The following is a 25395-nucleotide window of genomic DNA, read 5'->3' as shown; positions in this document are numbered from 1 at the left end:
GAGGTCTCCCGCCAAGGATGGAGGCAGCCGTACGGGTCATCGTCGGCACGTAAGGTTACGCGCGGGAACGGCGGAGAATAAAGAACGATGTCGGACGTCACAATCAAACAACTCGCCCATCAATTGGGCCTCCCGGTCGACAAGCTGCTTGGACAGCTTGGCGAAGCCGGCATGAAATTCTCCGATGCGGAGCAGGTCATCAGCAGCACCGAAAAGGTGAAGCTGCTCGGATTCCTGCGTCGCACGCACGGCAAGAACGACGCCGCTCCCGAAACGGATGAGACGGCGCCTCGCCAGATCACCCTCAAGCGCCGCACGGTCGGTGAGCTGAAGGTCAGCTCCGGCACGGGGCGTGGCGCTGGCGCGGCAAAGACGGTCAACGTCGAAGTTCGCACCAAGCGTACCTACGTCAAGCGCAGCACGATTGCCGACGACGCCTCGCACGATCCGGAACGTGAGGACGCCGCGCGCAAGCTCGCCGAGTCGCACGCCCAGCGTGAGAGCGACGAGGCACAGCGCCGCGAGGAAGCCGAGCGTCGCCAGGCCGAAGAGGCCCGTCACGCCGCCGAAGCCGAGGCACGCCGTCAGGAAGAGGCGGCCGCCGAGGCACGTCGTCGCGCGGAGGCCGAGCAGGCCGCCGAACGTGCGCGTGCCGAAGCAGCACAGGCAGCGGCCCAGTCGTCGCCGGCATCCGCCGATGCGAAGCCCGCGCCGACGCCCGCTGCCGCTCCGGTCGCGCCGCCCGCTCCGGTGACCACGTTCACTGACGAAAATGGCGTGACCCACCAGACCGGTAAGCTCGATACGCGCAAGCTCGGCATGATCATGCCGACCATTCATGAGCCGCGTAAGCGCGAGCGCGTGATTCCCAAGCCTGCTCCCGCTCCGGCACCGGCGCCTGCGCCCGCACCGGTCGCGGCAGCTCCGGCACCCGCGGCCGCACCCGCACCGCGTGCGGCCGCGCCTTCACCGGCGCCGCGTCCGGCACCGGGTTCCGTTGCCGCTGCCAACGATTCGCGCGGTAACGCGCGTCCGAAGCATGGTGGCGGTGGTGGTGGCGGCGGTAACAGCGGCGGCCCCGGCCGTGGCAACGACCGCGACTCCGGCGGCAAGCGTTTTGGCGGTGGCGAAATGCACCTGTCCGATGCCGACCGCGCGCGTCGCTCCAATGCCAATCGTCGTGGCGGCGGCAAGGTCCGCGGTCGCGCCGAGGCCCCGCGTGGCGGTGCGTCGTCCGGTGGTCCGCATGGCTTCACGCGTCCGACCGCTGCGGTGGTTCGTGACGTCGTGATCGGCGACAACAACCTCGTCACCGATCTCGCCCAGAAGATGGCCGTGAAGGGTGCCGAAGTCGTCAAGGCGCTGTTCAAGATGGGCGTCATGGCGACCATCAACCAGACGATCGATCACGACACGGCGGCGCTGGTTATCGAAGAACTCGGCCACAACCCGGTTCGCGCCACCGAGAACGATGCGGAAGCCGCGCTGCAGACGCAGACGCAGACCGCCGAGCTCGAAGGCGAAAAGGTCACGCGTCCGCCGGTGGTCACGATCATGGGTCACGTCGACCATGGCAAGACCTCGCTGCTGGATTACATCCGTCGCACCAAGGTCGCCTCGGGCGAAGCCGGTGGCATCACGCAGCACATCGGCGCGTACCACGTCGAAACCAGCCGCGGCGTCATCACCTTCCTCGACACCCCGGGCCATGCGGCGTTTACGTCGATGCGTGCCCGCGGTGCGCAGTCCACGGATATCGTGGTCCTCGTGGTGGCCGCCGACGATGGCGTCATGCCGCAGACGATCGAAGCCGTTAAGCATGCGCGCGCCGCCAAGGTGCCGCTGATCGTCGCGCTGAACAAGATGGACAAGGCCGGTGCCAACCCGGACAACGTCAAGCAGGGCCTCGGCCTTCTCGAAGTCATTCCCGAAGAGTGGGGTGGCGACACGCCGTTCGTGCCGCTCTCGGCGAAGACGGGTGATGGCGTCGACGCGCTTCTCGATGCGATCTCGGCCCAGGCCGAAGTCATGGAGCTCAAGGCCGTGGCCGATGGCCGCGCTTCGGGTGTCGTGATCGAATCCAGCCTCGACCGCGGTCGCGGTCCGGTGGCTACGGTGCTGGTCCAGCAGGGCACGCTGAAGAAGGGCGACTTCGTCGTCTGCGGTGTCGAATACGGCCGCATGCGTGCGCTCGTCGACGAAACCGGCAAGCAGGTCAATGAAGCCGGTCCGTCGATTCCGGTGCAGGTGCTGGGTCTGTCCGGCGTACCGGAATCGGGTGACGATTTCGTCGCCGTGAAGGACGAGCGCCTGGCCCGCGAAGTGGCGGCCGAGCGTTTGCTCAAGCGTCGCGAAACCCGCCTGGTCAGCAAGTCGAACCGTCTGGAAGACATCATGGCCCAGATGGGCCAGGGCCAAGGCCAGCAGACCCTCAACATCCTCGTCAAGGCGGATGTGCAGGGCTCGGTCGAAGCACTGCGCGATTCGCTCACCCAGATCGGCAACGACCTGGTCAAGGTGAACGTGATCTCCTCCGGCGTCGGTGGCATCACCGAGTCCGAAGCCACGCTGGCCACGGCCTCCAAGGCGCTGATCATCGGCTTCAACGTCCGTGCCGACGCGTCGGCACGCAAGGTGATCGATACCAACGGCCTCGATGTCCGTTACTTCTCGATCATCTACGACGTCATCGACCAGGTCACCCAGGCGGCTACCGGCCTGCTGGGCATGGAGATCCGCGAAGAGATCATCGGTGTCGCCCAGGTGCGTGACGTGTTCCGTTCGTCGAAGTTCGGCGCGGTCGCGGGCTGCATGGTCATCGAAGGCAACGTCAAGCGCAGCAAGCCGATCCGCGTCCTGCGCGACAACGTCGTCGTCTTCCAGGGCGAACTCGAGTCGCTGCGCCGCTTCAAGGAACTCGTCGACGAGGTCCGTAACGGCATGGAATGCGGTATCGCCGTCAAGCAGTACAACGACGTCAAGGTCGGCGACCAGATCGAGTGCTTCGAGCGTATCGAAGTGCCTCGCACGCTGTAACCCGCGTCAGCTCGCCTCCCCGGTTCGCCGGGGAGGCTTTATTCGTTTATGCACCTCTCAAAAACTGGAGGCGGATATGCCGTCCCGTGATTTCAAGCGTACCGATCGCGTGTCCGCCCAGCTTCGCCGCGAAATCAGCGAACTGCTGCATGCCGCCGTGCGCGACTACGCGCTGCCTTCGGCCAGCGTGTCGGATGTGGAAGTAACCCGTGACCTCGATTGGGCCACCGTATGGGTCACTGCGCTCAAGCCGGAAGAATCGCCGGTGGTAATGAAGGCGCTGAAGGAGCTCGCTCCCGAGTTTCGTCATGCCCTGTCGAAGTCCATGATCCTGCGCAAGGTGCCCCAGCTGAAGTTCAAGTACGACGAGTCCGTCGATACCGGCGAACGGATCGAGCGCCTGCTGCGTGAAAATCCGGTTCCTCCGGCCGATCCGGCCGACGAGCCGAAAGAAGACTGACATAGGTCATGTGGGAGCCGCTTCAGCGGCGAAAAGCCAACGGAGCGGTTTCGCCGAATGCGCTATCGCCGGCATAGCCGGCTCCCACATGGCCCCGTTCCACATCTCCGTGACTTCCCCTCTGCCATGACCCGCCGAACCTTCCGTGATATCCACGGCATCCTCCTGCTCGACAAGCCGCTCGGCCTGAGTTCCAACCAGGCCCTGCAGACGGCGCGACGTCTCGTGGGCGCGGCCAAGGGCGGGCATACCGGTAGCCTGGATCCGCTCGCCACCGGACTCTTGCCGCTGTGCTTCGGCGAGGCGACCAAGCTGGCCGGCTGGTTGCTCGGCTCGCGCAAGGCCTATGAGGCCGAGGTGCGCCTGGGCATGACGACGACGACCGCCGACCTCGAAGGCGAGGTGGTGGAGACGCGTCCGGTTCCCGTGCTGGACGACGCGACGATCGAGGCGGCGCTGGCGCCATTGCGCGGGCTTATAGTGCAGATCCCCCCGGCCTACTCGGCGATCAAGCAGGACGGCGTACCGCTTTACGTGCGTGCCCGGCGGGGAGAGGTCGTGGACGTCCCGGCGCGCGAGGTCGACGTCTACCGGCTCGAGGTCATCGGGCGTGAAGGCGATACCGTCCGTTTGCTCGTGGAATGCGGGTCCGGTACGTATGTGCGCAGTCTTGCCGTGGATTTCGGCGCCCATCTCGGCTGTGGTGCCCACCTGACCGGCTTGCGCCGGCTCTGGGTCGAGCCGTTCATGGCGCCGCCCATGGTCACCCTGGACGAATTGCGCGATGCCGCGGAGATCGGTCCGGACCAGCTCGAAGCGTTCGTGATGCCGGTGGACGCCGGCCTGACACATATCCCCCGGGTGGAACTGGACCCGGAGCAGACGCGTATTTTCGGCTTCGGCCAGCCGGTGCCGCTGGGGCAGGGCGCTGAACCGGGGCGATGCGCGGTGTGGGGGGTGGACGGGCGTCTCATGGCGCTCGGGGAAATCGCCGACGACGGGCTGCTCCGCGTGCTTCGGGGTCTCAACCTCCCGACCGCTTGACCGGGCTTGTTGCCGGTACGCGCACGACGTTACAATAGAGTGCTCATTTCATAGCTTTCAACACAATGCGAAGCTTGCGCAACTTCAGCGGTCCGCTGAGGTTGCGCAAGCTTCGCACCCGCTTTTAAGGAATCGATTCAATGCTTACTCCCGAACAGACCGGTCAGATCATCAAGGATTTCGGCCGCAAGGAAAACGACACGGGCTCGACCGAAGTCCAGGTCGCCCTGCTGTCCGCCAACATCCTGCAGCTGCAGGACCATTTCCAGGCTCACAAGCAGGACCACCACTCGCGTCGCGGCCTGCTGAAGATGGTCAACCAGCGCAAGAAGCTGCTTTCCTATCTGAAGGCAAACGACCTGGGTCGCTATCAGACCCTGATCGAACGCCTCGGCCTGCGCCGCTAAAACGAACCAGGACGAGGAGAACACGGTGGCGAAAGTAACCAAGTCATTCCAGTACGGTAGTCACGAAGTCACACTGGAGACGGGCGAAATTGCCCGCCAGGCCTCCGGTGCAGTCATGGTCAGCATGGGCGGCACTGTCGTTCTGGTCACTGTCGTCGCTGCCCCCAAGGCGCGCGATGGCCAGGACTTCTTCCCGCTCACGGTCGACTACATGGAGAAGTTCTACTCCGCGGGTCGTATCCCGGGTGGCTTCTTCAAGCGCGAAGGCCGTCCGACCGAGAAGGAAACGCTTACCTCGCGCCTGATCGATCGTCCGCTTCGTCCGCTGTTCCCGGAAGAGTTCCGCAACGAAATCCAGGTCATCGCGCAGGTCGTGTCGCTGAACCCGGAAGTCGACGGTGACATCCCGGCGCTGATCGGCGCTTCCGCTGCGATGCGTCTCGCCGGTGTGCCCTTCAAGGGCCCGATCGGTGCAGCTCGCGTCGGTTACGCCGGTGGCCAGTACATCCTCAACCCGACCGCTGCCCAGCTGAAGACCTCGGACCTCGACCTCGTCGTGGCCGGTACCTCCAGCGCGGTGATGATGGTCGAGTCGGAAGCCAAGCTCCTCAGCGAAGACGTCATGCTCGGCGCGGTGGTCTTCGGTCACCAGCAGATGCAGCTCGCGATCGACACGATCAACGCCTTCGTCGCCGAAGCCGGCGTCAAGACGTTCAAGTGGGAAGCTCCGGTCGCCAAGACGGCGCTGTACGACGCGGTCAAGTCCGCTGTCGGCAACCGCTTCACCGAAGCCTTCCAGATCCGCGACAAGCTGGCCCGTCGTGACGTCGTCAGCGCGCTCAAGAGCGACGTGAAGACGGCTATCGCCGCCGATGCCGAAGCCAACGGCTGGACCGATGCCGACATCGGCAACGCGTTTGGCGAAGTCGAGTACCGCACCCTGCGCGACGGCGTGCTCAGCACGAAGGTCCGCATCGACGGTCGTCAGCTCGACGACGTTCGCCCGATCTCGGTGCGCGTCGGCGTCCTGCCGCGCACGCACGGTTCGGCGCTCTTCACCCGCGGTGAAACGCAGGCCCTGGTCGTTGCCACCCTCGGCACCACCCGTGACTCGCAGCTCATCGACGCGCCGGAAGGCGAGTGGAAGGATACGTTCCTCTTCCATTACAACTTCCCTCCGTTCTCGGTCGGTGAAACCGGTCGCGTCGGTAGCCCGAAGCGTCGCGAAATCGGTCACGGCCGCCTCGCCAAGCGTGGCGTGCAGGCTGTCAAGCCGACGATCGAAGAGTTCCCGTACGTGATCCGCGTCGTCTCGGAAATCACCGAGTCGAACGGTTCGTCGTCGATGGCGTCGGTCTGCGGTTCGTCGCTGGCCATGATGGACGCGGGCGTCCCGCTGAAGTCGGCTGTTGCCGGTATCGCCATGGGCCTGGTGAAGGAAGGTAACGACTTCGTCGTCCTCTCCGACATCCTCGGTGACGAAGATCACCTCGGCGACATGGACTTCAAGGTAGCCGGTACCGCCGATGGCGTGTCCGCGCTGCAGATGGACATCAAGGTCGACGGCATCACCGAAGAGATCATGCGTTCGGCGCTGGCCCAGGCCAAGCGTGGTCGCCTGCACATCCTCGGCGAGATGGCCAAGTGCATCACCGAAGCCCGCTCGGAAATGAGCGAGTTCGCACCGCGCCTGCTCACGATCAAGATCCACCCGGACAAGATCCGCGAAGTGATCGGCAAGGGTGGCGCGACCATCCGTTCGATCACCGAAGAGACCGGTACCACGATCGACATCACCGATGACGGCAACGTGGTCATCGCGTCGGTCAATCGCGAAGCCGCCGAAGCCGCGCGCAAGCGCATCGAGCAGATCGTTTCGGACGTCGAGCCGGGCCGCATCTACGAGGGCAAGGTCGCCAAGCTGATGGACTTCGGCGCTTTCGTCACGATCATGCCGGGCAAGGACGGTCTCGTTCACGTCTCGCAGATCTCCAGCGAGCGCGTCGAGAAGGTCTCCGACAAGCTCAAGGAAGGCGACATCGTCAAGGTCAAGGTCCTCGAAGTCGACAAGCAGGGCCGTATCCGCCTGTCGATGAAGGCCGTCACTGAAGACGAGAACGTCACGGGCTGAGTCCAGTCGTAGCTGTTCTTCAGGAAGCCCGGCGTCTAGCGACGCCGGGCTTCTTCGTTTTGTAGCAGCCGATTCATCGGCGATTGAGACATGTGGGAGCCGATTCATCGGCGAAAAGCCAACAGGGCGGCTTGGCAGCAGACAGTTTCCTGAGACCCTCCACGCGGTACGATTACCCCATGTCCGATAAGCCCAACGATTTCATCGATCAGTACCAGGCCTTCGTGCGCGCGGGGCTGGAAACCTGGTCGCGCCAGTTCGATCCAGCCAGTCAGACGGCGGCGGCCCCGTCCGCCGACATCATGGGGCGGATGTTCAACGGCCTGAGTGGCTATGGCGACTGGATGCGCTCCATGGCCGTCGGCGAGCCTGGCGCGGCTCCGTTCGCCATGGGCGGTGTGCCTCCCTTTGGCGGCTCGGGTGTCGCGGGTAACTCACCCTACGGCCCCCCCGGCGCCTTTCCGCCCGGTGCGGCGCCGTTCGGTTATGGTCCCCGCCGGGCGCGGCGCCTTTTGGCTATGGTCCGCCGCCCGGTGCCGAGATGCCGCAGCCGGGCACCGAACAGTTCGACGAGTGGGCACGCGTGGCGCGCGAAACACTGTCGATGCCAGCGTTCGGGCTCACGCGCGAGCAGCAGGAAGAACAACAGGCGCTGTTCCGTGCCTGGATCGATTACGCCGAGCATTACGCGCGTTTTCAGGCCCTGTTGCAGGGTGTGAACGATCGCGCCGGCGCGGCGCTTCGCGAGCAGCCTGCGCCGACGGACGCGGAGTCGATGCGTTCGGTTTACGACCGTTGGGTTAATCTCGCCGAGGAAAACTACGGTCAGGCCGCGCTGTCCGACGAATTTCGCGAGGTGTACGCGTCCCTCGTCAATGCGCAGATGCGCTTGAAGGTGCTGCAGCAGAAGCAGGTCGAGCGCGTGACGAAACAGGCCGGCATGCCGACGCGCACCGAAGTGGACAGCCTGGGTGAGCGGTTGCAGGCGATGCGGCGCGAGTTGCGGCAGATGCACGGTCTGGTGGCTGAAGTGGAAGCACTTCGTGCGGAAGTGGCTGCGTTGAGAGGTGCTGCGGCGCCTATCGCCGCTGAAGCGGCTCCCACAGTGAAGCGGGCTTCCGGGAAGGTGCCTGCGAAGCCCACGGTGAAGACTTCTGCAAAGACTGCAAAGCCTGCAACGAAGGGTCGTACGCGATGAACGGTCATCCGTTTTCGTTCGATCCCGAGGCGGCGCGTGCGGAAGTCGAAGCGTTCCGTCGCAAGCTTGAAGCCGGGATGGAAACGCTCAAGCATATGGGGCCGATCGAGCTCGGTACGACACCGCGCGAGGCGGTGTACACCGAAGACAAGCTCACGCTCTGGCACTTCAAGGGTTCGAAGAAGCCGACCGCAAAGACGCCGTTGTTGATCTGCTACGCACTGGTCAATACGCCGTGGATGGTCGATCTTCAGGAAGATCGCTCGATGGTGCGCAACCTGCTCGCCCAGGGCGAGGATGTATACCTCATCGACTGGGGGTATCCCGATGGCGCCGACCGCTGGCTCACCCTCGAGGATTACATCGACGGCTACCTCGATCGCTGTATCGACGTGATTCGCCAGCGCCACGCCGTGGAATCGCTGAACCTGCTCGGCATTTGCCAGGGCGGCGTTTTTTCGCTCTGCTATGCCACGCTGCATCCGGAAAAGGTGCGCAACCTGGTGACCATGGTCACGCCGGTAGACTTCCATACGCCGGACAACATGCTGTCGCACTGGGCACGCAACATCGACATCGACCTGTTCGTCGACACCTATGGAAACGTTCCGGCGGATGTCATGAACTTCGCGTATCTCACGCTGAAGCCGGTGCGCCTGAACCAGCAGAAGTACGTTGGACTTGTCGATATCCTCGACAACCCGAAAGAGGTCGAGAACTTCCTGCGCATGGAGAAATGGATCTTCGATTCGCCGGACCAGGCAGGCGAAGCCTTCCGCGAATTCGCCCGCGATTTCTTCCAGAAGAATCAGCTGATCAAGGGCGAGGCGCGCATCGGTGGCAAGGTCATCGATCTGAAGAAGATCACGCATCCCGTGCTCAACATCTACGCCGAGCAGGATCATCTCGTGCCGCCGGCAGCGTCCACGCCGATGGCCGGTGTGATCGGCAGCAAGGACTACACCGCGCTCGCCTTCAAGGGTGGTCATATCGGTATTTATGTCTCGGGGAGGGCCCAGGCTCAGGTGCCTCCGGCGATCCACGAGTGGTTGGCGAAGCGCTAGACCTCGTCACGCAAGGAAGGCCTTTCACGATGACAGCACGCCTGGCCAAGATCCTCCTTTCACTCACGCTGGCCGCTTTTGCGCTGGTGGTGGCGTACGACAATCTCGTCGACTACGGCTCGAATTTCGCCTTCGTTCGCCATGTCCTGTCGATGGATACGACCTTTCCGGATAACGCGTTGCGGGATCGCGCGATCACCCGGCCATGGATCTGGCATGCGGGTTACCTGCTGATCATTGCCGGGGAGGCGGCCACGGGTCTGTTGCTGCTTATCGGAAGCGCTGTCCTGTGGCGTGCGCGGCGGCAGTCGGCAGCGGGTTTCCAGGCGGCCAAACGATGGACTGTCGCGGGTTGCGCCCTGGGCTTCGTCGTCTGGTTCTTCGGCTTCATGGTGGTGGGCGGTGAATGGTTCGCCATGTGGCAGTCGAAGGTCTGGAACGGGCAGGAAGGGGCATTCCGGTTTTATATGGCGATCATCGGGGTGCTGGTTTTTGTCAACCAGACCGACGGCGAGTTGGGCGGAGAGCATCGCCGCTGAAGCGGCTCCCACAGGGGGCGCGCGAGCCAAGGCCTGCGCGGGTCTTGTGTGGGAGCCGCTTCAGCGGCGATTCGCGCGGTAGCGCGGCTGGATGCGATAATGGCCGCATGACTACGAACGACTCCCACGACTCCATTCGCGCCGTGCAGTGGCAGGGCGATCGACTTCGCCTGCTGGACCAGCGCCGCCTGCCGGCGGAAGAAATCTGGTTCGATTGCGTGAACTCGAACGACGTCACCCGCGCTATTCGTGACCTCGCTGTGCGCGGTGCTCCAGCCATCGGCATCGCCGCCGCGTGGGGCGTGGTGCTCGCCGCGCAGAAGGGTGAAGACCTCGTCACCGCGATGGCGACGCTGCGCGCGGCGCGGCCCACCGCGGTGAATCTCATGTGGGCGCTGGACCGCATGAACCGGGGTGTCGTCGCCGGTGCCGATGCCGCTGCGCTGGAGACCGAAGCGCAGGCCATCCAGGACGAAGACCTCGCCGCCAACCGTCACATGGGCGAACTCGGCGCTTCGCTGATCGAAGCCGGCTCGCACGTGCTCACCCACTGCAATACCGGTTCACTGGCCACTGCCGGCTATGGCACCGCCCTGGGCGTGATTCGTGCCGGTGTCGCGATGGGCAACATCGAGCAGGTCTACGCCGGCGAGACGCGTCCCTGGCAGCAGGGTGCGCGCCTCACCATGTGGGAGCTTGTGCGCGACGGGATTCCCGCCAAGCTGATCGCCGATTCCGCTGCCTCGCACCTGATGAAGGATGGCAAGGTGAAGTGGGTGATCGTCGGCGCCGATCGCATTGCCGCCAACGGCGACACCGCCAACAAGATCGGCACCTACCAGCTCGCGATCGCTGCCCGCCATCACGGCGTGAAGTTCATGGTGGTTGCGCCGTCGACGACCGTCGATATGGCGACGGCCACTGGCGCGGATATCGAGATCGAATTGCGGGACGCGACCGAACTGCTTTCCATCGGTGGCACGCGCACGGTGATCGAAGGCGCCGATGCCTGGAACCCGGTGTTCGACGTGACCCCGGCCGACTTGATCGATGCCATCGTCACCGAGCGCGGCGTCATCCTCAAACCGGACGAAGATCAGATGCGGATCCTGTTTCCGTGAGTCCGCTCCGCCGCGAAGTCGCGCTTTTCGCGGTGGGGGGGCTGCTGGGTTTCATCGTGGACGCCGGTATCGCCCAGGGCCTGGTCGGCCTGGCCGGGTGGAGCGTATACACCGCGCGCGTCGTATCGTTCCTCAGCGCGGCGACCGTCACCTGGTGGTGGAACCGCAACCACACCTTCGCACAGCGCGATTCGGGTCGAAGTCAGGGCGCCGAATGGATCCGCTGGATGGGCTTGATGGCGGTCGGCGCCTTGATCAACAACGGCGTCTACGTACTCGCTTTCCAGCTGTTTCCCGCGCTGCGTGAGTGGCCTGCGGTCGCCGTGGCCGCGGGGTCGGTGGCGGGCTCCGTGGCGAATTTCGTGTTCGCCAGGACACTCCTTTTCGGCGCCGCCAAAACACCTGCGTAAGTCATTGATTTAGAACGTCTTTTAGCTGTCTTTTAGACGCCCGTTGTGCTACCATCGACGGGTTGGGTCGGCCGCGTCGCGATACCGCGAATCGCGCGGCCGGCGGGGGCCTATTGATGGATATCCAGGAAGCCGATTGATGGCAGAACTCGCCAAAGAAGTCATCCGCGTCAACATCGAAGACGAGATGCGTCAGAGCTATCTCGACTACGCGATGAGCGTCATCGTCGGGCGTGCACTGCCCGATGTGCGCGACGGCCTCAAGCCGGTACATCGACGCGTGCTGTTCGCCATGAACGAGCTGAGCAACGCCTGGAACAAGCCGTACAAGAAGTCGGCCCGCGTGGTCGGTGACGTGATCGGTAAATACCATCCGCACGGCGACGCGTCGGTTTACGACACGATCGTCCGCATGGCTCAGCCGTTCTCGCTGCGCTACATGCTCGTCGACGGCCAGGGTAACTTCGGTTCGGTCGATGGCGACAACGCCGCCGCCATGCGATACACCGAGGTGCGCATGGCGCGCCTCACGCATGAGCTGATGGCCGATATCGACAAGGAAACCGTCGATTTCGGACCGAACTACGACGAAAGCGAACACGAGCCGCTGGTCCTGCCGACCCGCGTGCCGAACCTGCTCGTCAACGGTTCGGCGGGTATCGCCGTCGGCATGGCGACGAACATCCCGCCGCACAACATGACGGAAGTCATCAATGCGGTGCTCGGCCTGATCGAGGATCCCTCGCTCGGCGTCGACGAGCTGATGACCTTCATTCCCGGTCCGGATTTCCCGACCGCCGGCATCATCAACGGCTCGTCCGGCATCGTCGAGGCGTACCGCACCGGTCGCGGCCGTATCCTCGTGCGCGCGCGCACCTCGATCGAAACCGAAGCGAACGGCCGCGAGACGATCCTCGTCCACGAGCTGCCGTACCAGGTGAACAAGGCTCGCCTGATCGAGAAGATCGCCGAGCTGGTCAAGGAAAAGAAGCTCGAAGGCATCAGCGAACTTCGCGACGAGTCCGACAAGGACGGCATGCGCGTGGTCATCGAGATCCGTCGCGATTCCATGGGCGACGTCGTGCTGAACAACCTGTTCCAGCAGACCCAGCTGCAGGTCACGTTCGGTATCAACATGGTGGCCCTGCTCGACGGCCAGCCCAAGCTGATGAACCTCAAGGACATCCTCGAGGCCTTCATTCGCCACCGCCGTGAAGTCGTCACGCGCCGTACCATCTTCGAACTGCGCAAGGCACGCCAGCGCGCACATATCCTCGAAGGCCTCACGGTCGCGCTCGCCAACATCGAAGAGATGATCGAGCTGATCCGCACCTCCGCATCGTCGGCCGAGGCGCGCGAGCGCATGGTCGCCCGTCGCTGGGAGCCGGGCCTGGTCAAGGCGCTGCTCGCCGCCACGGGTGCCGAGTCGTCGCGTCCGGAAGACATGGATCCGCGCGACGGTCTCAATGAGAACGGCTACCAGCTGTCCGAGGCGCAGGCCACCGAAATCCTGCAGATGCGTCTGCATCGCCTCACCGGCCTGGAGCAGGAAAAGCTCTCGGACGAGTACCGCGAAATCCTCAACACGATCCGCGCGCTCATCGAGATCCTCGAGAATCCCGCGCGCCTGCTCGAAGTCATTCGCGAAGAGCTCGAGCAGATTCGCACGGACTACGGCGACGCGCGTCGCACCGAGATCCAGCACTCGCAGGAAGACCTGAACGTGCTCGACCTCATCGCGCCGGAAGACGTGGTGGTGACGCTTTCGCACACCGGTTACATCAAGCGCCAGCCGGCCAGCCTCTACCGCGCGCAGAAGCGTGGCGGCAAGGGTCGCTCGGCCTCGGCACTGAAGGACGAAGACGTCGTCCAGCAGCTGTGGGTGGTCAACACCCATGACACGCTGCTGACCTTCACCAGCACCGGTCGCGTGTACTGGCTCAAGGTGTACCAGATGCCGGAAGCCGGTCCGGGTGCGCGTGGCAAGCCGATCGTCAACCTGCTGCCGCTGGGCGAGGGCGAGAAGGTGCAGGCCCTGTTGCCGGTGCGCGAATACGATCCCACCTGCTTCGTGTTCTTCGCCACCCGCAAGGGCACGGTGAAGAAGACGCCGCTGACCGAGTTCGCGTTCCAGCTGCAGAAGGGCAAGGCCGCCATCAACCTCGACGAGGGCGATGCCCTGGTCGATGTCGCGATGACCGGCGGCGAGAGCGATATCCTGCTGTTCGCGTCGAACGGTAAGTCGGTGCGCTTCGACGAAGGCACGGTCCGCTCGATGGGCCGCACCGCCACCGGCGTGCGCGGCATGCGCCTGGCCGACGAGGCCGAAGTGGTCTCGCTCATCGTGGCGGCGGGTGAGGGCGACATCCTCACCGCGACGGCACGTGGCTTCGGCAAGCGCACGACACTCGACGAGTTCCCGAAGAAGGGCCGCGGCACGCAGGGCGTCATCGCCATCCAGTGCTCGGACCGTAACGGCAGCCTCGTCGCGGCCACCCAGGTCACCGAGACCCAGCAGCTCATGCTGATCTCCGACCAGGGCACGCTGGTCCGCACGCGCGTCTCGGAAGTTTCGCAGCTCAGCCGCAACACGCAGGGCGTGACGCTGATCAAGCTACCCAAGGACGAGACGCTCATCGGCGTGGTTCGCCTGGAAGCCGAGGAAGAGCTGGAGATCGAAGGCGAGGGTGAGGTCATCGATGGTGATGTCGCTGCCGATCTGCCACCGATCGAAAGCGGTCCCGTCGGAGACGAACCGAGCGACGCGTAAGAACAAAAAAACCCGCCGAAAGGCGGGTTTTTTTTGCAGGTTTTTTGTAGGAGCCGATTCATCGGCGATTGGGTGCTCGCGACATCCTGGCCCGCTGCCGCGGGATCGCCGATGAATTGGCTCCTACATGAGCGCTTAGGCGTCGATGGCTTCGAGCATCGCCTCGGCGGCCGTGACGCGGAACTCGCCGGGTGCTTCCACGTGCAGCAGCTTCACCACGCCGTCTTCGGCATAAATCGCGAACCGCTTGGAGCGAATGCCCATGCCGTTCTTCGTGCCGTCGAGCTCGAGGCCGAGGGCGATGGCGAACGTGGCATTGCCGTCGCCCAGCATCAGCAGATCGTCCGGCACGCCCTGCGAGATGCCCCAGGCGTGCATCACGAAAGCATCGTTGACCGAGATGCAGGCGACCTTGATGCCGCGCTCGCGGAAGTCTTCCATGTGCTGGATATAGCCGGGCAGGTGCTTGTTCGAGCAGGTGGGGGTGAAGGCACCCGGCACCGCGAACACGACGACCCTGCCCTGGCCGAGGACGTCGAGGCTGGAGACTGTCTCGAGACCGTCCTTGAACTGGGTGAGGGTGTGATCCGGGAGCTTGTCGCCAACCGCGATGGTCATGGGGTGTCCTTTGTGGGGAGAGATGTCCGAGCTTAGCGCGAACGCCACGTCTCGCCCAATCGGCACGGCAGGGGCGGCACTTGAATCCCGTCAGGTCGGTCATATGTTTGTTCCCAGACGGCCACGGGGCCGAAAAACTTCTTGGGAGTCAAACAGATGAACCAGCTTCGTCATGTGTCGTTCCGTCGTGCGCCGGTGTTCGGCAGCGACGTCCGCAACGTTTTCGAACAGCTCTTCGGCAACGAGATTGCCGCGCCGGTGGCTTCCACGCAGTCCGCCTGGGCACCGCGAGTGGACGTTCGCGAAGAGGACGGCCGTTTCCTGATTCTCGCCGACGTGCCGGGTGTGAACCTTGCCGACATCGAGATCCAGATGGAAAAGAACGTGCTCACGATCAAGGGCGAGCGCAAGGCTTTTGCCAGCGAGACCGAGGGTAAGTTCAGCCGCGTCGAGCGCACCACCGGTGCTTTTACGCGTAGCTTCACCTTGCCGGAAAGCGCCAATGCGGAAGGCATCACGGCCTCCGGCGCTCACGGTGTGCTCGAAATCGCGATTCCGAAGAAGGCTGAGAGCGCGCCGCGCCGCATTGAGATCAACGCGGCGGGCTGATTCGCTTTAAGCTTGTAAACTGGCCCGCGGTGGACATGCGCCACCGCGGGCATTCTGCTTTTTGTTTTCGACACAAGCCCGGGAGAGCCTGTGGAGTTCAAGGATTACTACGAAGCACTTGGGGTGAAGCCCGAAGCGACCGACGCCGAGATCAAGGCGGCGTACCGCAAGCTCGCCCGCAAATACCATCCGGACAAGAACAAGGAGTCGGGTGCCGAAGAAAAATTCAAGGCGATCAACGAGGCCAACGAGGCGCTGAAGGACCCCGAGAAGCGCCGGGCCTACGATCAGCTGCGCGCTGGCGGTTACCGCCAGGGCGAGCAGTTCCGACCACCACCGGGCTTCGGCCAGGGGGGTGGTAGCTACGATTTTGGCGACATGGGTGGCCGCGGTGGCGGCGACTTCAGCGACTTTTTCGAGAGCCTGTTCGGCGGCGCGGGCCGTGGCCGGGGCCATCAGCAGTCCCAGGCGCGGCGCGGCCGCGATATCCAGGCGAAGATCGAAACCGACCTGCAGACCGCCTTCAACGGCGGCAAGACCCGCGTCGTGCTCAATGACGCCTCCGGTGGCGAGCGCGTGCTCGAGGTGAAGATCCCGGCCGGCATCACGCCAGGCCAGACGATCCGTCTTGGCGGGCAGGGGCATCCCGGGATGGGCGGTGGCCCGTCGGGCGATCTGCTGCTCGAGATCGGCATCCGTGACGACGTGCGCTTCCGCCTGGAAGGTCGCACCGTCACGCATACATTGCCGATTACCCCCTGGGAAGCCGCGCTGGGTGCCACGGTGCCGGTGCCGACGCTGGGTGGCCATGTGGACCTGCGTATTCCCGCGGGCTCGCAATCGGGCCGCAAACTGCGTCTGAAGGGTCGTGGCCTGCCGGGCTCGGAGCCGGGCGACCAGATTGTCGTGCTGGAGATCCGCGTTCCCGTGCCGGAGACCCACGAGGAGCAGGCGGCCTACGCGGAATTCAAGGATGCCTTCGCAGGCTTCGACCCGCGGCAGGGGTAGCTGCAGATAGTTGCGGCTGCGCCGCCATGTTTCGGATTCGCCGATGAATCGACTCCTACCCGATGCCGCCCGCTACAAGGCGTGCCCGGTGGGAGCCGATTCATCGGCGAATAAGGGCACGGCGGCGAAGCCGCCTCCATAACCATCAGCCCGGCAGGTGCTCCTTCAGTGCCTTGACCAGCTCTTCTTCCTTGATGGGCTTTACCACGTAGTCCTTGGCGCCCTGGCGCAGGCCCCAGACCTTGTCCGTGTCCTGGTCCTTGGTGGTCACCAGGATGATCGGGATGTGCTTGGTGGTCTCTTCCTTGCTGATCGTGCGCGTGGCCTGGAACCCGTTGAGGTTCGGCATGACGACGTCCATCAGGATCAGGTCGGGAATCTCGCGCTTGGCGACTTCAACGCCCTGCGCGCCGTCCTCGGCCGTGATGGCCTCATGGCCCAGCTTCTCAACGATGCGCTTGATGCCCAGCAGCTGCGACGGCGAATCGTCGACGATCAGGATACGAGCCATTCACTTTCCCCCGGGACCAGGCCCGATGTGTTGTCCTTGATGACGTCCGCCTTCCAGGCGGCCGTCTCGAATACTGCGGCGACGTAAAAACGTCGCGCGTTGCGCCTCTGGCGTGCGCTCATTCTACCGGCCAGCGCGCTTGTATCAATGGTGCAACGGTCGAAACCTGCTTTGGCAGGGTTCCGGGCCTCGCTCCGGGTCGGCGATCGACCGAAAATTGCCCGTTCTATCGGCGATCAGACGGCATCGGAGGTGATCCACTTCGGCGTATACGACGACTCGTACTGCTTCATCCAGTCGAACAGCGCGTCGATGCTCGCGCCGAACCAGACCTGGTCCCGCTGGCTTTTCTTGACGAAACCCTCGGCCACCATGTGGTCCATGCTAGCGGCAAGGCCCGTGTAGAAGCCGCGTACGTCGAGGAAGGCGCAGGGGTAGCTGTGCAGTCCGAGCTGGGCCCAGGTGAGCATCTCGAACATTTCGTCCATGGTGCCGAAGCCGCCGGGCAGGGCGACGAAGGCGTCCGACAGCTCGTACATGCGCGTCTTGCGCTCATGCATCGTCTCGACCACCTGCAGTTCGGACAGGCCGATGTGGGCCACTTCCTTCTCCACCAACTGGCGCGGAATCACGCCGATGACCCGACCGCCAGCCGCCAGCACGGCGTCCGCGACCGTGCCCATCAGGCCGACCTTGCCGCCGCCGTAGACCAGGGCGATGCCTTCCTGTGCGAGGCGCTTGCCGAAGGCTTTCGCCGCCTCGGTGTATTCCGCGTTACCGCCGCTGCTGGAACCGCAGTAGACGCAGAGGGATTTGATGTCACGCATGTGAATTCTCCGATATGTTTGCCAGAGCCCGCGCCTTGGTAGGAGCCGATTCATCGGCGATCCCGCGGAAGCGGGCCGGGTGAGGCAAGCACCCATTCGCCGATGAATCGGCTCCTACAGAAAAGCGGGCTCTGGAAAACACACCCTGAAACGACGAAGCCCGCCCATGCTAATGGCATGGACGGGCTTCGGGTCACACCGGGGCGATCAGTTGCCCTTGTGGATGGCGCGCTTGTCGACCGACAGGGCGGCTTCGTGCACGACTTCCGACAGCGCCGGGTGGGCGTGGACGATGCGCGCGAGGTCTTCCGACGAGCCCTTGAACTCCATCGCCACGACGCACTCGTGAATCAGCTCGGAGACGACCGGGCCGACCATGTGCACGCCGAGGATGCGATCGGTTTCCGCGTGGGCGATCATCTTGACCTGGCCGATGCCTTCGTTCATCGCCACGGCGCGGCCGTTGGCAGCGAACGGGAAGGCGCCGGTCTTGTACGGGATGCCTTCTTCCTTGAGCTGCTCCTCGGTCTTGCCGACCCAGGCGATCTCAGGCTCGGTGTAGATGACCCAGGGCACGGTGTCCAGGTTGATGTGGCCCGGCTTGCCGGCGATCAGCTCGGCGACCATGACGCCTTCTTCGGAACCCTTGTGCGCAAGCATCGGGCCGCGCACGGCATCGCCGATCGCCCAGACGCCATCGACGCCGGTGTGGTTGTGCTCGTCGACCACGATGCGGCCGCGCTCATCGAGCTTCACGCCGGTGTCGTCGGCCAGCAGGCCGGCGGTGTAGGCACGACGGCCGACCGCGACCAGCAGCTTGTCGACGACCAGCGACTGTGCGGCGCCGTCCTTGTCGGTGTAGCTGACATGGACTTCGTCACCCTTGACCTCGGCGGCGGTCACCTTGGCATTGACCTTGATGTCCAGGCCCTGCTTGGCGAACTCGCGGGCGGCCATCTTGGCGATGTCCTGGTCGGCGACGGCGAGGAACTTCGGCAGCGCTTCCAGCACGGTCACGTCGGAACCCAGGCGCTTCCACACGCTGCCGAGTTCGAGGCCGATCACGCCGGCGCCGATCACGCCCATGCGCTTGGGCACGGCGGTGAGGTCGAGCGCGCCGGTGTTGTCGATGATGTGCGTGTTGTCGAACTTCGCGAACGGCAGCTCGATGGGCACCGAGCCCGAGGCGAGGATGACGTTGGTGGCGGAGATCGTCTGGACCGTACCGTCGTTACCGGTGACTTCGACCTGGTTGCCCTTGAGCAGCTTGCCCTTGCCGAAGAACGAAGTGACCTTGTTCGCCTTGAACAGCATGGTCACGCCGCCGGTGAACTGCTTGACGATCTTGTCCTTGCGGCCGATGAAAGTCGCAATGTCGATCTGCGGATTCTCGGCGGTGATGCCGTGATCCTTGAAGTTGTGCGTCAGGTTGTGGAACTGCTTGGACGAATCCAGCAGTGCCTTCGACGGGATGCAACCGACGTTGAGGCAGGTACCGCCGAGGGCGGCCTTGCCGTCCTTGCCGACGAAGGCGTCGACCACGGCGGTCTTGAGGCCCAGCTGCGCGGCGCGGATCGCGGCCACATAGCCCGCGGGGCCCGCACCGATGACGATGACGTCGAACTTGTCGCTCATTGCTTTGCTCCGGATGTCACTGCGGTATCTGCTACCGCCCAATATGGGGTCGGAACATAAAAACGGGAGTCTTTCGACTCCCGCCTTCACATTTGACGTTTAGCCGACCATCAAAGGCCGAGCAGCATCCGCTGCGGGTTTTCCAGCTGGTTCTTGATGTCGACCAGGAAGAGCACGGCGTCCTTGCCATCGATGATGCGATGGTCGTACGACAGGGCGATGTACATCATCGGGGCGGCGATCACCTGGCCGTTCTCGACGATCGGGCGCTCCTTGATCGTGTGCATGCCGAGGATGGCGCTCTGCGGCGGGTTCACGATCGGGGTGGAGAGCAGCGAACCGAAGGTGCCGCCGTTGGTGATCGTGAAGGTGCCGCCCTGGAGGTCGTCCAGGCCGAGCTTGCCGTCACGGGCCTTCTTGGCGTAACCGATGATGCCCTTCTCGACATCGGCGAAGGACATGTCCTGCACGTCGCGGAGGACCGGCGTAACCAGACCCTTCTCGGTCGACACGGCGATCGAGATGTCCTGGTAGCCGTGATAGATGATGTCCGAACCGTCCACCGAGGCGTTGATCACCGGGTAGCGCTTGAGCGCTTCGGTGGCCGCCTTGACGAAGAAGCTCATGAAGCCGAGCTTGACGCCGTTGGCCTTCTCGAACTGCTCGCCCAGGGCCTTGCGCAGCTTGACGACCTCGGCGAGGTTCACTTCGTTGAACGAGGTGAGCATCGCGATCGAGTTCTTCGACTGCATCAGGCGCTCGGCGATGCGCGTACGGATACGCGTCATGGCCACGCGCTCTTCCGGACGGCTGCCCGGGGTCGGCTTGGCGGCCGGAGCGGGTGCGGCGGCGGGAGCGGCGGTGCCACCCTTGCCGGCGTTGACCAGGTCTTCCTTGGTCACGCGGCCGTCGCGGCCGGTGCCGGCGACCTTGGACGGGTCGATGTTGTCTTCGACGGCGACGCGGCGGCCGGCCGGGGAGAGCTCGTCGACGCCCTTCGGCGCGGCGGCTTCGGACTTCTCGGCCTTCGGGGCCTCGGCGGCGGCTGCGGCCGGTGCCGGGGCGGGCGCGGCAGCGGCGGCGCCTTCCTCGATCACGGCGATGACCTGGCTGCTGGTGACCGTCGAGCCTTCCTCGAACTTGATTTCCTTCAGCACGCCGTCGACCGGCGAGGGCACTTCGAGCACGACCTTGTCGGTCTCGAGGTCCAGCAGGTTCTCGTCACGCTTGACCGCATCACCGGCCTTCTTGTGCCAGGTGGCGATGAGCGCGTCGGAGACCGACTCGGGCAGGACCGGGACTTTGACTTCGATGGACATGCTTGCCTTACTCCGCTGCGTGATCGGTGCCGACTGGCGCGACGAGTGCTTGCTCGACGAGCGCCGTCTGTTCGGCGATATAGGTGTTGAGATGGCCCGGAGCCGGCGACGGCGAACGCGAGCGTCCTGCGTAGGACAGGCTCTGCTTCGAACCGATGCAGGCCTGGAGGTGGTGACGGATCTGGAACCAGGCGCCCTGGTTCATCGGTTCTTCCTGGGCCCAGACCACTTCCTTGGCGGAAGCGAACTTTTCCAGCTCGGCCGAGACTTCCGGGCGCGGGAACGGATAGAGCTGCTCGACGCGCACGATGGCGACGTCGGTCAGGCCGCGCTTGTCGGCGTCTTCGAGGAGGTCGTAGTAGACCTTGCCCGAGCACAGCACCACACGCTTGACCTTCTTCGCCGGCAGATCGCGATGTTCGCCGATCACCAGCTGGAACTTGCCGTTGGCCAGTTCGTCCAGGGACGACACGGCCAGCTTGTGACGGAGCAGGGACTTCGGCGTCATCACGATCAGCGGCTTGCGCACCGGGCGCACCTGCTGGCGGCGGATCATGTGGAACGCCTGGGCCGGGGTGGTCGGCACGCAGACCTGCATGTTGTCGAGCGCGCACAGCTGAAGGAAGCGCTCCAGACGGGCGGAGGAGTGCTCCGGGCCCGCGCCTTCCTGGCCGTGCGGCAGCAGCAGTGTGAGGCCGCAGAGGCGGTCCCACTTGGCTTCACCCGAGCTGATGAACTGGTCGATCACGACCTGGGCGCCGTTGGCGAAATCGCCGAACTGGCCTTCCCAGATGGTGAGCTGGTCCGGCGAGGTGGTCGCTTCGCCGTATTCGAAGGCCATGACGGCTTCTTCGGACAGCAGCGAGTCGATCACGTCGACGCGGGCGTCGGCGCGCACCTTGGACAGCGGCATGTAGGTGTTGTCGCTGGACTGGTCGTGGAGCACGGCGTGGCGGTGGAAGAACGTGCCACGGCCGGCGTCCTGGCCGACGATGCGCAGATCGTTGCCTTCGGCGATGAGCGTGCCGTAGGCGAGGTTCTCGGCGAAGCCCCAGTCACCCGGGAGCTCGCCGGCGGCCATCTTGCGGCGGTCGTCGTAGATCTTGGCGACGCGCGCGTGGAGCGTGACATCGGACGGGATGGACAGGAGAACGTCGGCGACCTTGGCCAGCTGTTCGCGCGGCACGCCGGTGTTCACTTCCATCGCCAGGCTGGTCTTCTGGAAGCGGCTCCAGTCCACCGGGATGTCGCGGGTCGGGTTCGGATCGATCGCGATCAGCGGCTCGCCCTTTTCGAGGCGGGCGCGATACTCGTCGAGCATCTTCTGCCCGTCGTCCGCGGCGATATCCGAGGACTTCACCAGCGCCTGCGCGAAGAGGTCGCGCGTGGTCGGACGCTTGCGGATGACCTGGTACATGAGCGGCTGGGTCGCTGCCGGCTCGTCGGCCTCGTTATGGCCATGACGGCGGTAGCAGACGAGGTCGATGACCACGTCCTTCTTGAACTGCTTGCGGAACTCGTAAGCCAGGCGGGTGACCTGGATCACGGCTTCCGGGTCGTCACCGTTCACGTGGAATACCGGCGCGTTGACCATCTTGGAGAGGTCGGTGCAGTACAGCGTGGAACGGGCGTCTTCGCGCTTGGACGTGGTGAAACCGACCTGGTTGTTGATCACCAGGTGCAGCGTGCCGCCGATGGCGAAGCCACGGGCCTGCGACATCTGCATCAGTTCCATGTTGACGCCCTGGCCTGCGAAGGCGGCGTCGCCGTGGATGATCAGGGCCATCGACTTTTCGCGGGCGGTGTCGCGGCGGCGCGACTGGCGCGCGTGCACGGAACCGGCGACCACGGGGTTGACGATTTCCAGGTGCGACGGATTGAACGCCAGCGCCACGTGCACGCCACCGTTCGGCGTCTTCACGTCGGCGGAGAAGCCCAGGTGGTACTTCACGTCGCCCGTATGCATCGGGCTGTCGTCATGCTCGAACTTGCCTTCGAACTCGTTGAAGAGCTGCGAGGGCGCCTTGCCGAGGATGTTGACCAGGACGTTGAGGCGGCCGCGGTGGGCCATGCCGATGATGACTTCCTTGACGCCGTTGTCGCCGGCGGCACGGACGATGTCATCGACCATCGGGATCATGCTTTCGCCGCCTTCGAGCGAGAAGCGCTTCTGGCCGACGTACTTGGTGTGGAGGAAGCGCTCCAGGCCTTCGGCGGCCGTGAGGGCTTCGAGCACGCGGACTTTCTCGGCCTTCTGCAGGCCCGGCGAACCGGCGGCCTTTTCCAGGCGCGAGTAGATCCACGAGCGCTGCTCGTAGTCGGAGATGTACATGAACTCGGCGCCGACGGTGCCGGTGTAGATCTGCTTGAGCTTGGCGAGGAGGTCGCGCAGCGGCATGCGCTGGCCGCCACCGGCGAAGGTGCCGGCGTCGAACTCCGTACCGAGATCGGCGTCGGAGAGACCGTGGAAGGCCAGGCCGAGGTCGGGGGTGTCGATATCCGGGACGGTCAGGCCGAGCGGATCGAGCTGCGCTGCGATGTGGCCGCGCGAGCGGTAGGCCGTGACCAGACGGAGCACGCCGGCCTGTTTCTGCGCGTAGGCGTTGTCGGCGGAGCCGGCGGCGGGAGCCGCGGCGGCCGTACGGCGCTGTTTCTGCGCGGCTTCGATACGGGCAATGGCACCGGAATGGGCGACATCGCCGGCCTCGCGACCCTTGAAGGATTTGAAATAGGTATCCCACTCGCCCGGAACAGAGGCGGGATCGGCTAGCCATGCTTCGTAGACTTGCTCTACGTAGTCGGCGTTGCCGCCGGCGAGCTGGGAGGATTCGGAAAACTCGCGGATCAGGTTTGCGCTCACGTCACCACCGGCACACACGAAAAGGACGGGCTGCCGCTGGACTCGTGGGGACGCGCCGCGGCATAAGAATCCGTTAAGTATAGCTCCGTGGTGCTGCGACGCGCCAACCCGGATTCACGTTTCGTATGCCTTTCAGATCCCGAGTGGTCTTATCTGCCACGCTGGCTCGGCCCGCTCCCAGACTTCGTCGAAATACGCCATCAGGCGAGAGGTCTCACCCGGGGCATCGAGGTCGCCACGCGCCTCATAGCGGTTGGCGATGGGCCTGAACAGATATCCACGGGTGGTATCGGCGAGGAAGGCCGAGGCATAGGCGAGGTGGGTCTCGTCCACCGGCATGCGGATCGACACGGCGGTCGGCAGCCGTTGGGCAAGGCCGATCAGCCGGTGCCCCTCCCGATGGGCCTGTTCGGCGTCGTGGGTGAGGACGCGGACCTGGGCCTGGCGGCCGCTGGTGGCGAGCCGGCGTAGCTCGGTGAGAATCGCCTCACTGTCGAGAATGCCCGGCTCCATGCGGGGCAAATACATCGCAACGCGGTACCGAGCCTGGGTCAGCAGGCGGACATGGGCGGCCTCGAGACCGGCGCGGTCCTCGACGGTCAGCACCGTGTCCGCCGTGCCGGTCACCGGCGGCGACCCTTGCGAACGATCAGCTGGCCCTCGTTGACCAGGGCGAGCAGCACCTCGCGCTCGGCTGCCTTCACCTTGCCGTCGAGCCGGAACTCGCGCTCCGCCGACAGTCGCTCGGCGAGGTCGAGGGAGCAGGGGTAGGCGTGACCACTCACATAAAGAGTCGCGTCTTTCTTGCCGCGGACCCAGGCCAGGCGGGCGAACGGGTGGCGGACGAGGGCGGCACCGCCGTCGAGCGCCTTGTCCAGCGCAGCGGCCGTGCTCGGCTTGGGCGGCGCGGCGGGGACCTGGGCGTTCCGATAGCGGGTGATGAAGCGGCCGAACCAGTCGGCCAACAGGTCCCGGTCGAGCGCGGCCGCGAAGGGCAGGGCCTGGCGCAGGCGATTCAGGGCGGCGGTGTCGATCTCGCCGACCCGCTTGGCGGGTACGAGGTCCGGATCGGTGTAGCGCAGCTCATCGGGCATGCGCTCGGCGAGGAAGTCCGCGAGGTCGCCGGTGAGTTCCGCCTGCGACGGCGCGCGCATGCCGACCGAGAGCGTCATGCAGTCGCCGAGGGCGACACCGTCGTGGGGCACGCCCGGCGGTAGATAAAGCATGTCGCCCGGTTCGAGCAGCCATTCGTGGGTCGGCAGGAATTCCTTGAGCTGCTTCAGTTCGACATCGGAACGGAAGTCGAGCGGTGCATCCGGGTCGTCGCTGATCGCCCAATGGCGCTGGCCGATGCCCTGGAGCAGGAAGACGTCGTATTGGTCGACATGCGCGCCGACGCCACCGCCGTCCTCGGCGTAGGAGATCATCACATCGTCCACCCGCCAGCTCGGCAGGAAGGAAAAATGCTCCAGCAGGCCGGCCACGTCGGCGTCCCACTTGTCGACGTCCTGGACCAGCAGCGTCCAGTCGCGCTTGGGCGTCTTGCCGAATTCGGCCTCGTCGAACGGGCCACTCTTGACCGTCCAGCGGTCGCGCTTCTCGTCATGAATGATAAGGCGGGCGAGCACGCCCTCTTCGCAGGCGAGCCCGGCGAGGTCGTTCGGCTGGATCGGCGGCTGGAAGTCCGGGAAGGCGTTACGGATGAGCAGCGGACGCTTCTGCCAGTAATCGCGCAGGAACTGCGTCGCACTCATGCCGAGCGGCTGGCTGGCGCTGCCGCGCACTTCGATCGGGAGGGTCTTGCGGGTGGGGGTCTGGATGGCCATGG

Annotated in this window: 21 protein-coding genes; 13 read left to right on the top strand and 8 right to left on the bottom strand. The window is 64.7% G+C overall.

Going from position 1 to position 25395, the window contains the following annotated elements; translation table 11 throughout:
- Positions 1 to 87 precede the first annotated feature (87 nt).
- The 11 genes from infB to gyrA all read left to right on the top strand — a co-directional run bounded on the left by infB (position 88) and on the right by gyrA (position 14180).
- Entirely contained in the window at positions 88 to 3036 is a 2949-nt protein-coding gene (gene infB / locus BJI69_RS21370) for a translation initiation factor IF-2 (RefSeq protein WP_071925062.1), read from the top strand.
- Positions 3037 to 3112: 76 nt separating this feature from the next.
- Positions 3113 to 3496 carry a 30S ribosome-binding factor RbfA gene (gene rbfA / locus BJI69_RS21365; RefSeq protein WP_071925061.1) on the top strand — a complete coding sequence of 128 codons (384 nt, stop codon included), beginning with the start codon at positions 3113 to 3115 and terminating at the stop codon, positions 3494 to 3496.
- A 126-nt stretch (positions 3497 to 3622) separates the two neighbouring features.
- Positions 3623 to 4540: a tRNA pseudouridine(55) synthase TruB gene (truB, locus tag BJI69_RS21360; RefSeq protein WP_071925060.1), complete on the top strand. Its 918-nt coding sequence runs from the start codon at positions 3623 to 3625 to the stop codon at positions 4538 to 4540.
- Between the two features lie 140 nt (positions 4541 to 4680).
- Positions 4681 to 4947 carry a 30S ribosomal protein S15 gene (rpsO, locus tag BJI69_RS21355; RefSeq protein WP_046981277.1) on the top strand — a complete coding sequence of 89 codons (267 nt, stop codon included), beginning with the start codon at positions 4681 to 4683 and terminating at the stop codon, positions 4945 to 4947.
- Positions 4948 to 4972: 25 nt separating this feature from the next.
- On the top strand, positions 4973 to 7078 hold the full coding sequence (pnp, locus tag BJI69_RS21350) for a polyribonucleotide nucleotidyltransferase (protein ID WP_071925059.1): 2106 nt from the start codon (positions 4973 to 4975) through the stop codon (positions 7076 to 7078).
- A 541-nt stretch (positions 7079 to 7619) separates the two neighbouring features.
- Positions 7620 to 8276, top strand: a complete 657-nt coding sequence (locus BJI69_RS21345; RefSeq protein ID WP_071925058.1) for a poly(R)-hydroxyalkanoic acid synthase subunit PhaE — start codon at positions 7620 to 7622, stop codon at positions 8274 to 8276.
- Complete coding sequence (locus BJI69_RS21340; protein ID WP_046981279.1) at positions 8273 to 9340, top strand: class III poly(R)-hydroxyalkanoic acid synthase subunit PhaC; 1068 nt, start codon at positions 8273 to 8275, stop codon at positions 9338 to 9340. The genes BJI69_RS21345 and BJI69_RS21340 overlap by 4 nt, the downstream gene beginning before the upstream one ends.
- Before the next feature lie 29 nt (positions 9341 to 9369).
- A complete protein-coding gene (locus BJI69_RS21335; protein WP_046981280.1) occupies positions 9370 to 9879 on the top strand; it encodes a DUF2165 family protein in 510 nt (169 codons plus the stop codon).
- A gap of 107 nt (positions 9880 to 9986) precedes the next feature.
- Entirely contained in the window at positions 9987 to 11000 is a 1014-nt protein-coding gene (mtnA, locus tag BJI69_RS21330; protein ID WP_046969119.1) for an S-methyl-5-thioribose-1-phosphate isomerase, read from the top strand.
- Positions 10997 to 11410 carry a GtrA family protein gene (locus BJI69_RS21325; RefSeq protein ID WP_046969097.1) on the top strand — a complete coding sequence of 138 codons (414 nt, stop codon included), beginning with the start codon at positions 10997 to 10999 and terminating at the stop codon, positions 11408 to 11410. Before mtnA ends, BJI69_RS21325 begins: the two co-directional genes overlap by 4 nt.
- A 139-nt stretch (positions 11411 to 11549) precedes the next feature.
- Positions 11550 to 14180, top strand: coding sequence for a DNA gyrase subunit A (gene gyrA, locus BJI69_RS21320; RefSeq protein WP_046969098.1), 2631 nt, complete (start codon positions 11550 to 11552; stop codon positions 14178 to 14180).
- Positions 14181 to 14315: 135 nt separating this feature from the next.
- Here gyrA and BJI69_RS21315 read toward each other — a convergent pair whose 3' ends face one another.
- On the bottom strand, positions 14316 to 14798 hold the full coding sequence (locus tag BJI69_RS21315; RefSeq protein ID WP_046969099.1) for a peroxiredoxin: 483 nt from the start codon (positions 14796 to 14798) through the stop codon (positions 14316 to 14318).
- A 156-nt stretch (positions 14799 to 14954) separates the two neighbouring features.
- On the opposite strand from BJI69_RS21315, the gene BJI69_RS21310 reads away from it, so the two are divergent.
- Together BJI69_RS21310 and BJI69_RS21305 are read left to right on the top strand one after the other, a co-directional pair.
- Positions 14955 to 15407 (top strand): Hsp20/alpha crystallin family protein, encoded by a 453-nt coding sequence (locus tag BJI69_RS21310; RefSeq protein ID WP_046969100.1) that lies wholly within the window; start codon positions 14955 to 14957, stop codon positions 15405 to 15407.
- A gap of 90 nt (positions 15408 to 15497) precedes the next feature.
- Positions 15498 to 16415: a DnaJ C-terminal domain-containing protein gene (locus BJI69_RS21305; RefSeq protein WP_046969101.1), complete on the top strand. Its 918-nt coding sequence runs from the start codon at positions 15498 to 15500 to the stop codon at positions 16413 to 16415.
- A gap of 145 nt (positions 16416 to 16560) precedes the next feature.
- Here BJI69_RS21305 and pilH read toward each other — a convergent pair whose 3' ends face one another.
- The 7 genes from pilH to BJI69_RS21270 all read right to left on the bottom strand — a co-directional run bounded on the left by pilH (position 16561) and on the right by BJI69_RS21270 (position 25393).
- The gene (gene pilH / locus BJI69_RS21300) at positions 16561 to 16926 is read right to left on the bottom strand and encodes a twitching motility response regulator PilH (protein WP_046969102.1); all 366 of its coding nucleotides are present in this window, start codon (positions 16924 to 16926) and stop codon (positions 16561 to 16563) included.
- A gap of 236 nt (positions 16927 to 17162) precedes the next feature.
- Positions 17163 to 17753, bottom strand: a complete 591-nt coding sequence (locus BJI69_RS21295; protein WP_046969103.1) for an LOG family protein — start codon at positions 17751 to 17753, stop codon at positions 17163 to 17165.
- Between the two features lie 207 nt (positions 17754 to 17960).
- Positions 17961 to 19388 carry a dihydrolipoyl dehydrogenase gene (gene lpdA, locus BJI69_RS21290; protein WP_046969104.1) on the bottom strand — a complete coding sequence of 476 codons (1428 nt, stop codon included), beginning with the start codon at positions 19386 to 19388 and terminating at the stop codon, positions 17961 to 17963.
- Positions 19389 to 19498: 110 nt separating this feature from the next.
- Positions 19499 to 20707, bottom strand: coding sequence for a 2-oxoglutarate dehydrogenase complex dihydrolipoyllysine-residue succinyltransferase (gene odhB, locus BJI69_RS21285; RefSeq protein ID WP_046969105.1), 1209 nt, complete (start codon positions 20705 to 20707; stop codon positions 19499 to 19501).
- A 7-nt stretch (positions 20708 to 20714) separates the two neighbouring features.
- The gene (locus BJI69_RS21280; RefSeq protein ID WP_046969120.1) at positions 20715 to 23567 is read right to left on the bottom strand and encodes a 2-oxoglutarate dehydrogenase E1 component; all 2853 of its coding nucleotides are present in this window, start codon (positions 23565 to 23567) and stop codon (positions 20715 to 20717) included.
- 132 nt (positions 23568 to 23699) lie between these two features.
- Positions 23700 to 24194 carry a DUF7931 domain-containing protein gene (locus tag BJI69_RS21275; protein ID WP_046969106.1) on the bottom strand — a complete coding sequence of 165 codons (495 nt, stop codon included), beginning with the start codon at positions 24192 to 24194 and terminating at the stop codon, positions 23700 to 23702.
- Positions 24191 to 25393, bottom strand: a complete 1203-nt coding sequence (locus BJI69_RS21270) for a cupin domain-containing protein (RefSeq protein ID WP_071925115.1) — start codon at positions 25391 to 25393, stop codon at positions 24191 to 24193. Before BJI69_RS21270 ends, BJI69_RS21275 begins: the two co-directional genes overlap by 4 nt.
- Between the last annotated feature and the right edge of the window lie 2 nt (positions 25394 to 25395).

It is taken from the genome of Luteibacter rhizovicinus DSM 16549 (genome assembly GCF_001887595.1).
Classification (GTDB): domain Bacteria; phylum Pseudomonadota; class Gammaproteobacteria; order Xanthomonadales; family Rhodanobacteraceae; genus Luteibacter; species Luteibacter rhizovicinus.
This window is presented reverse-complemented; position numbering and strand designations above follow the sequence as displayed.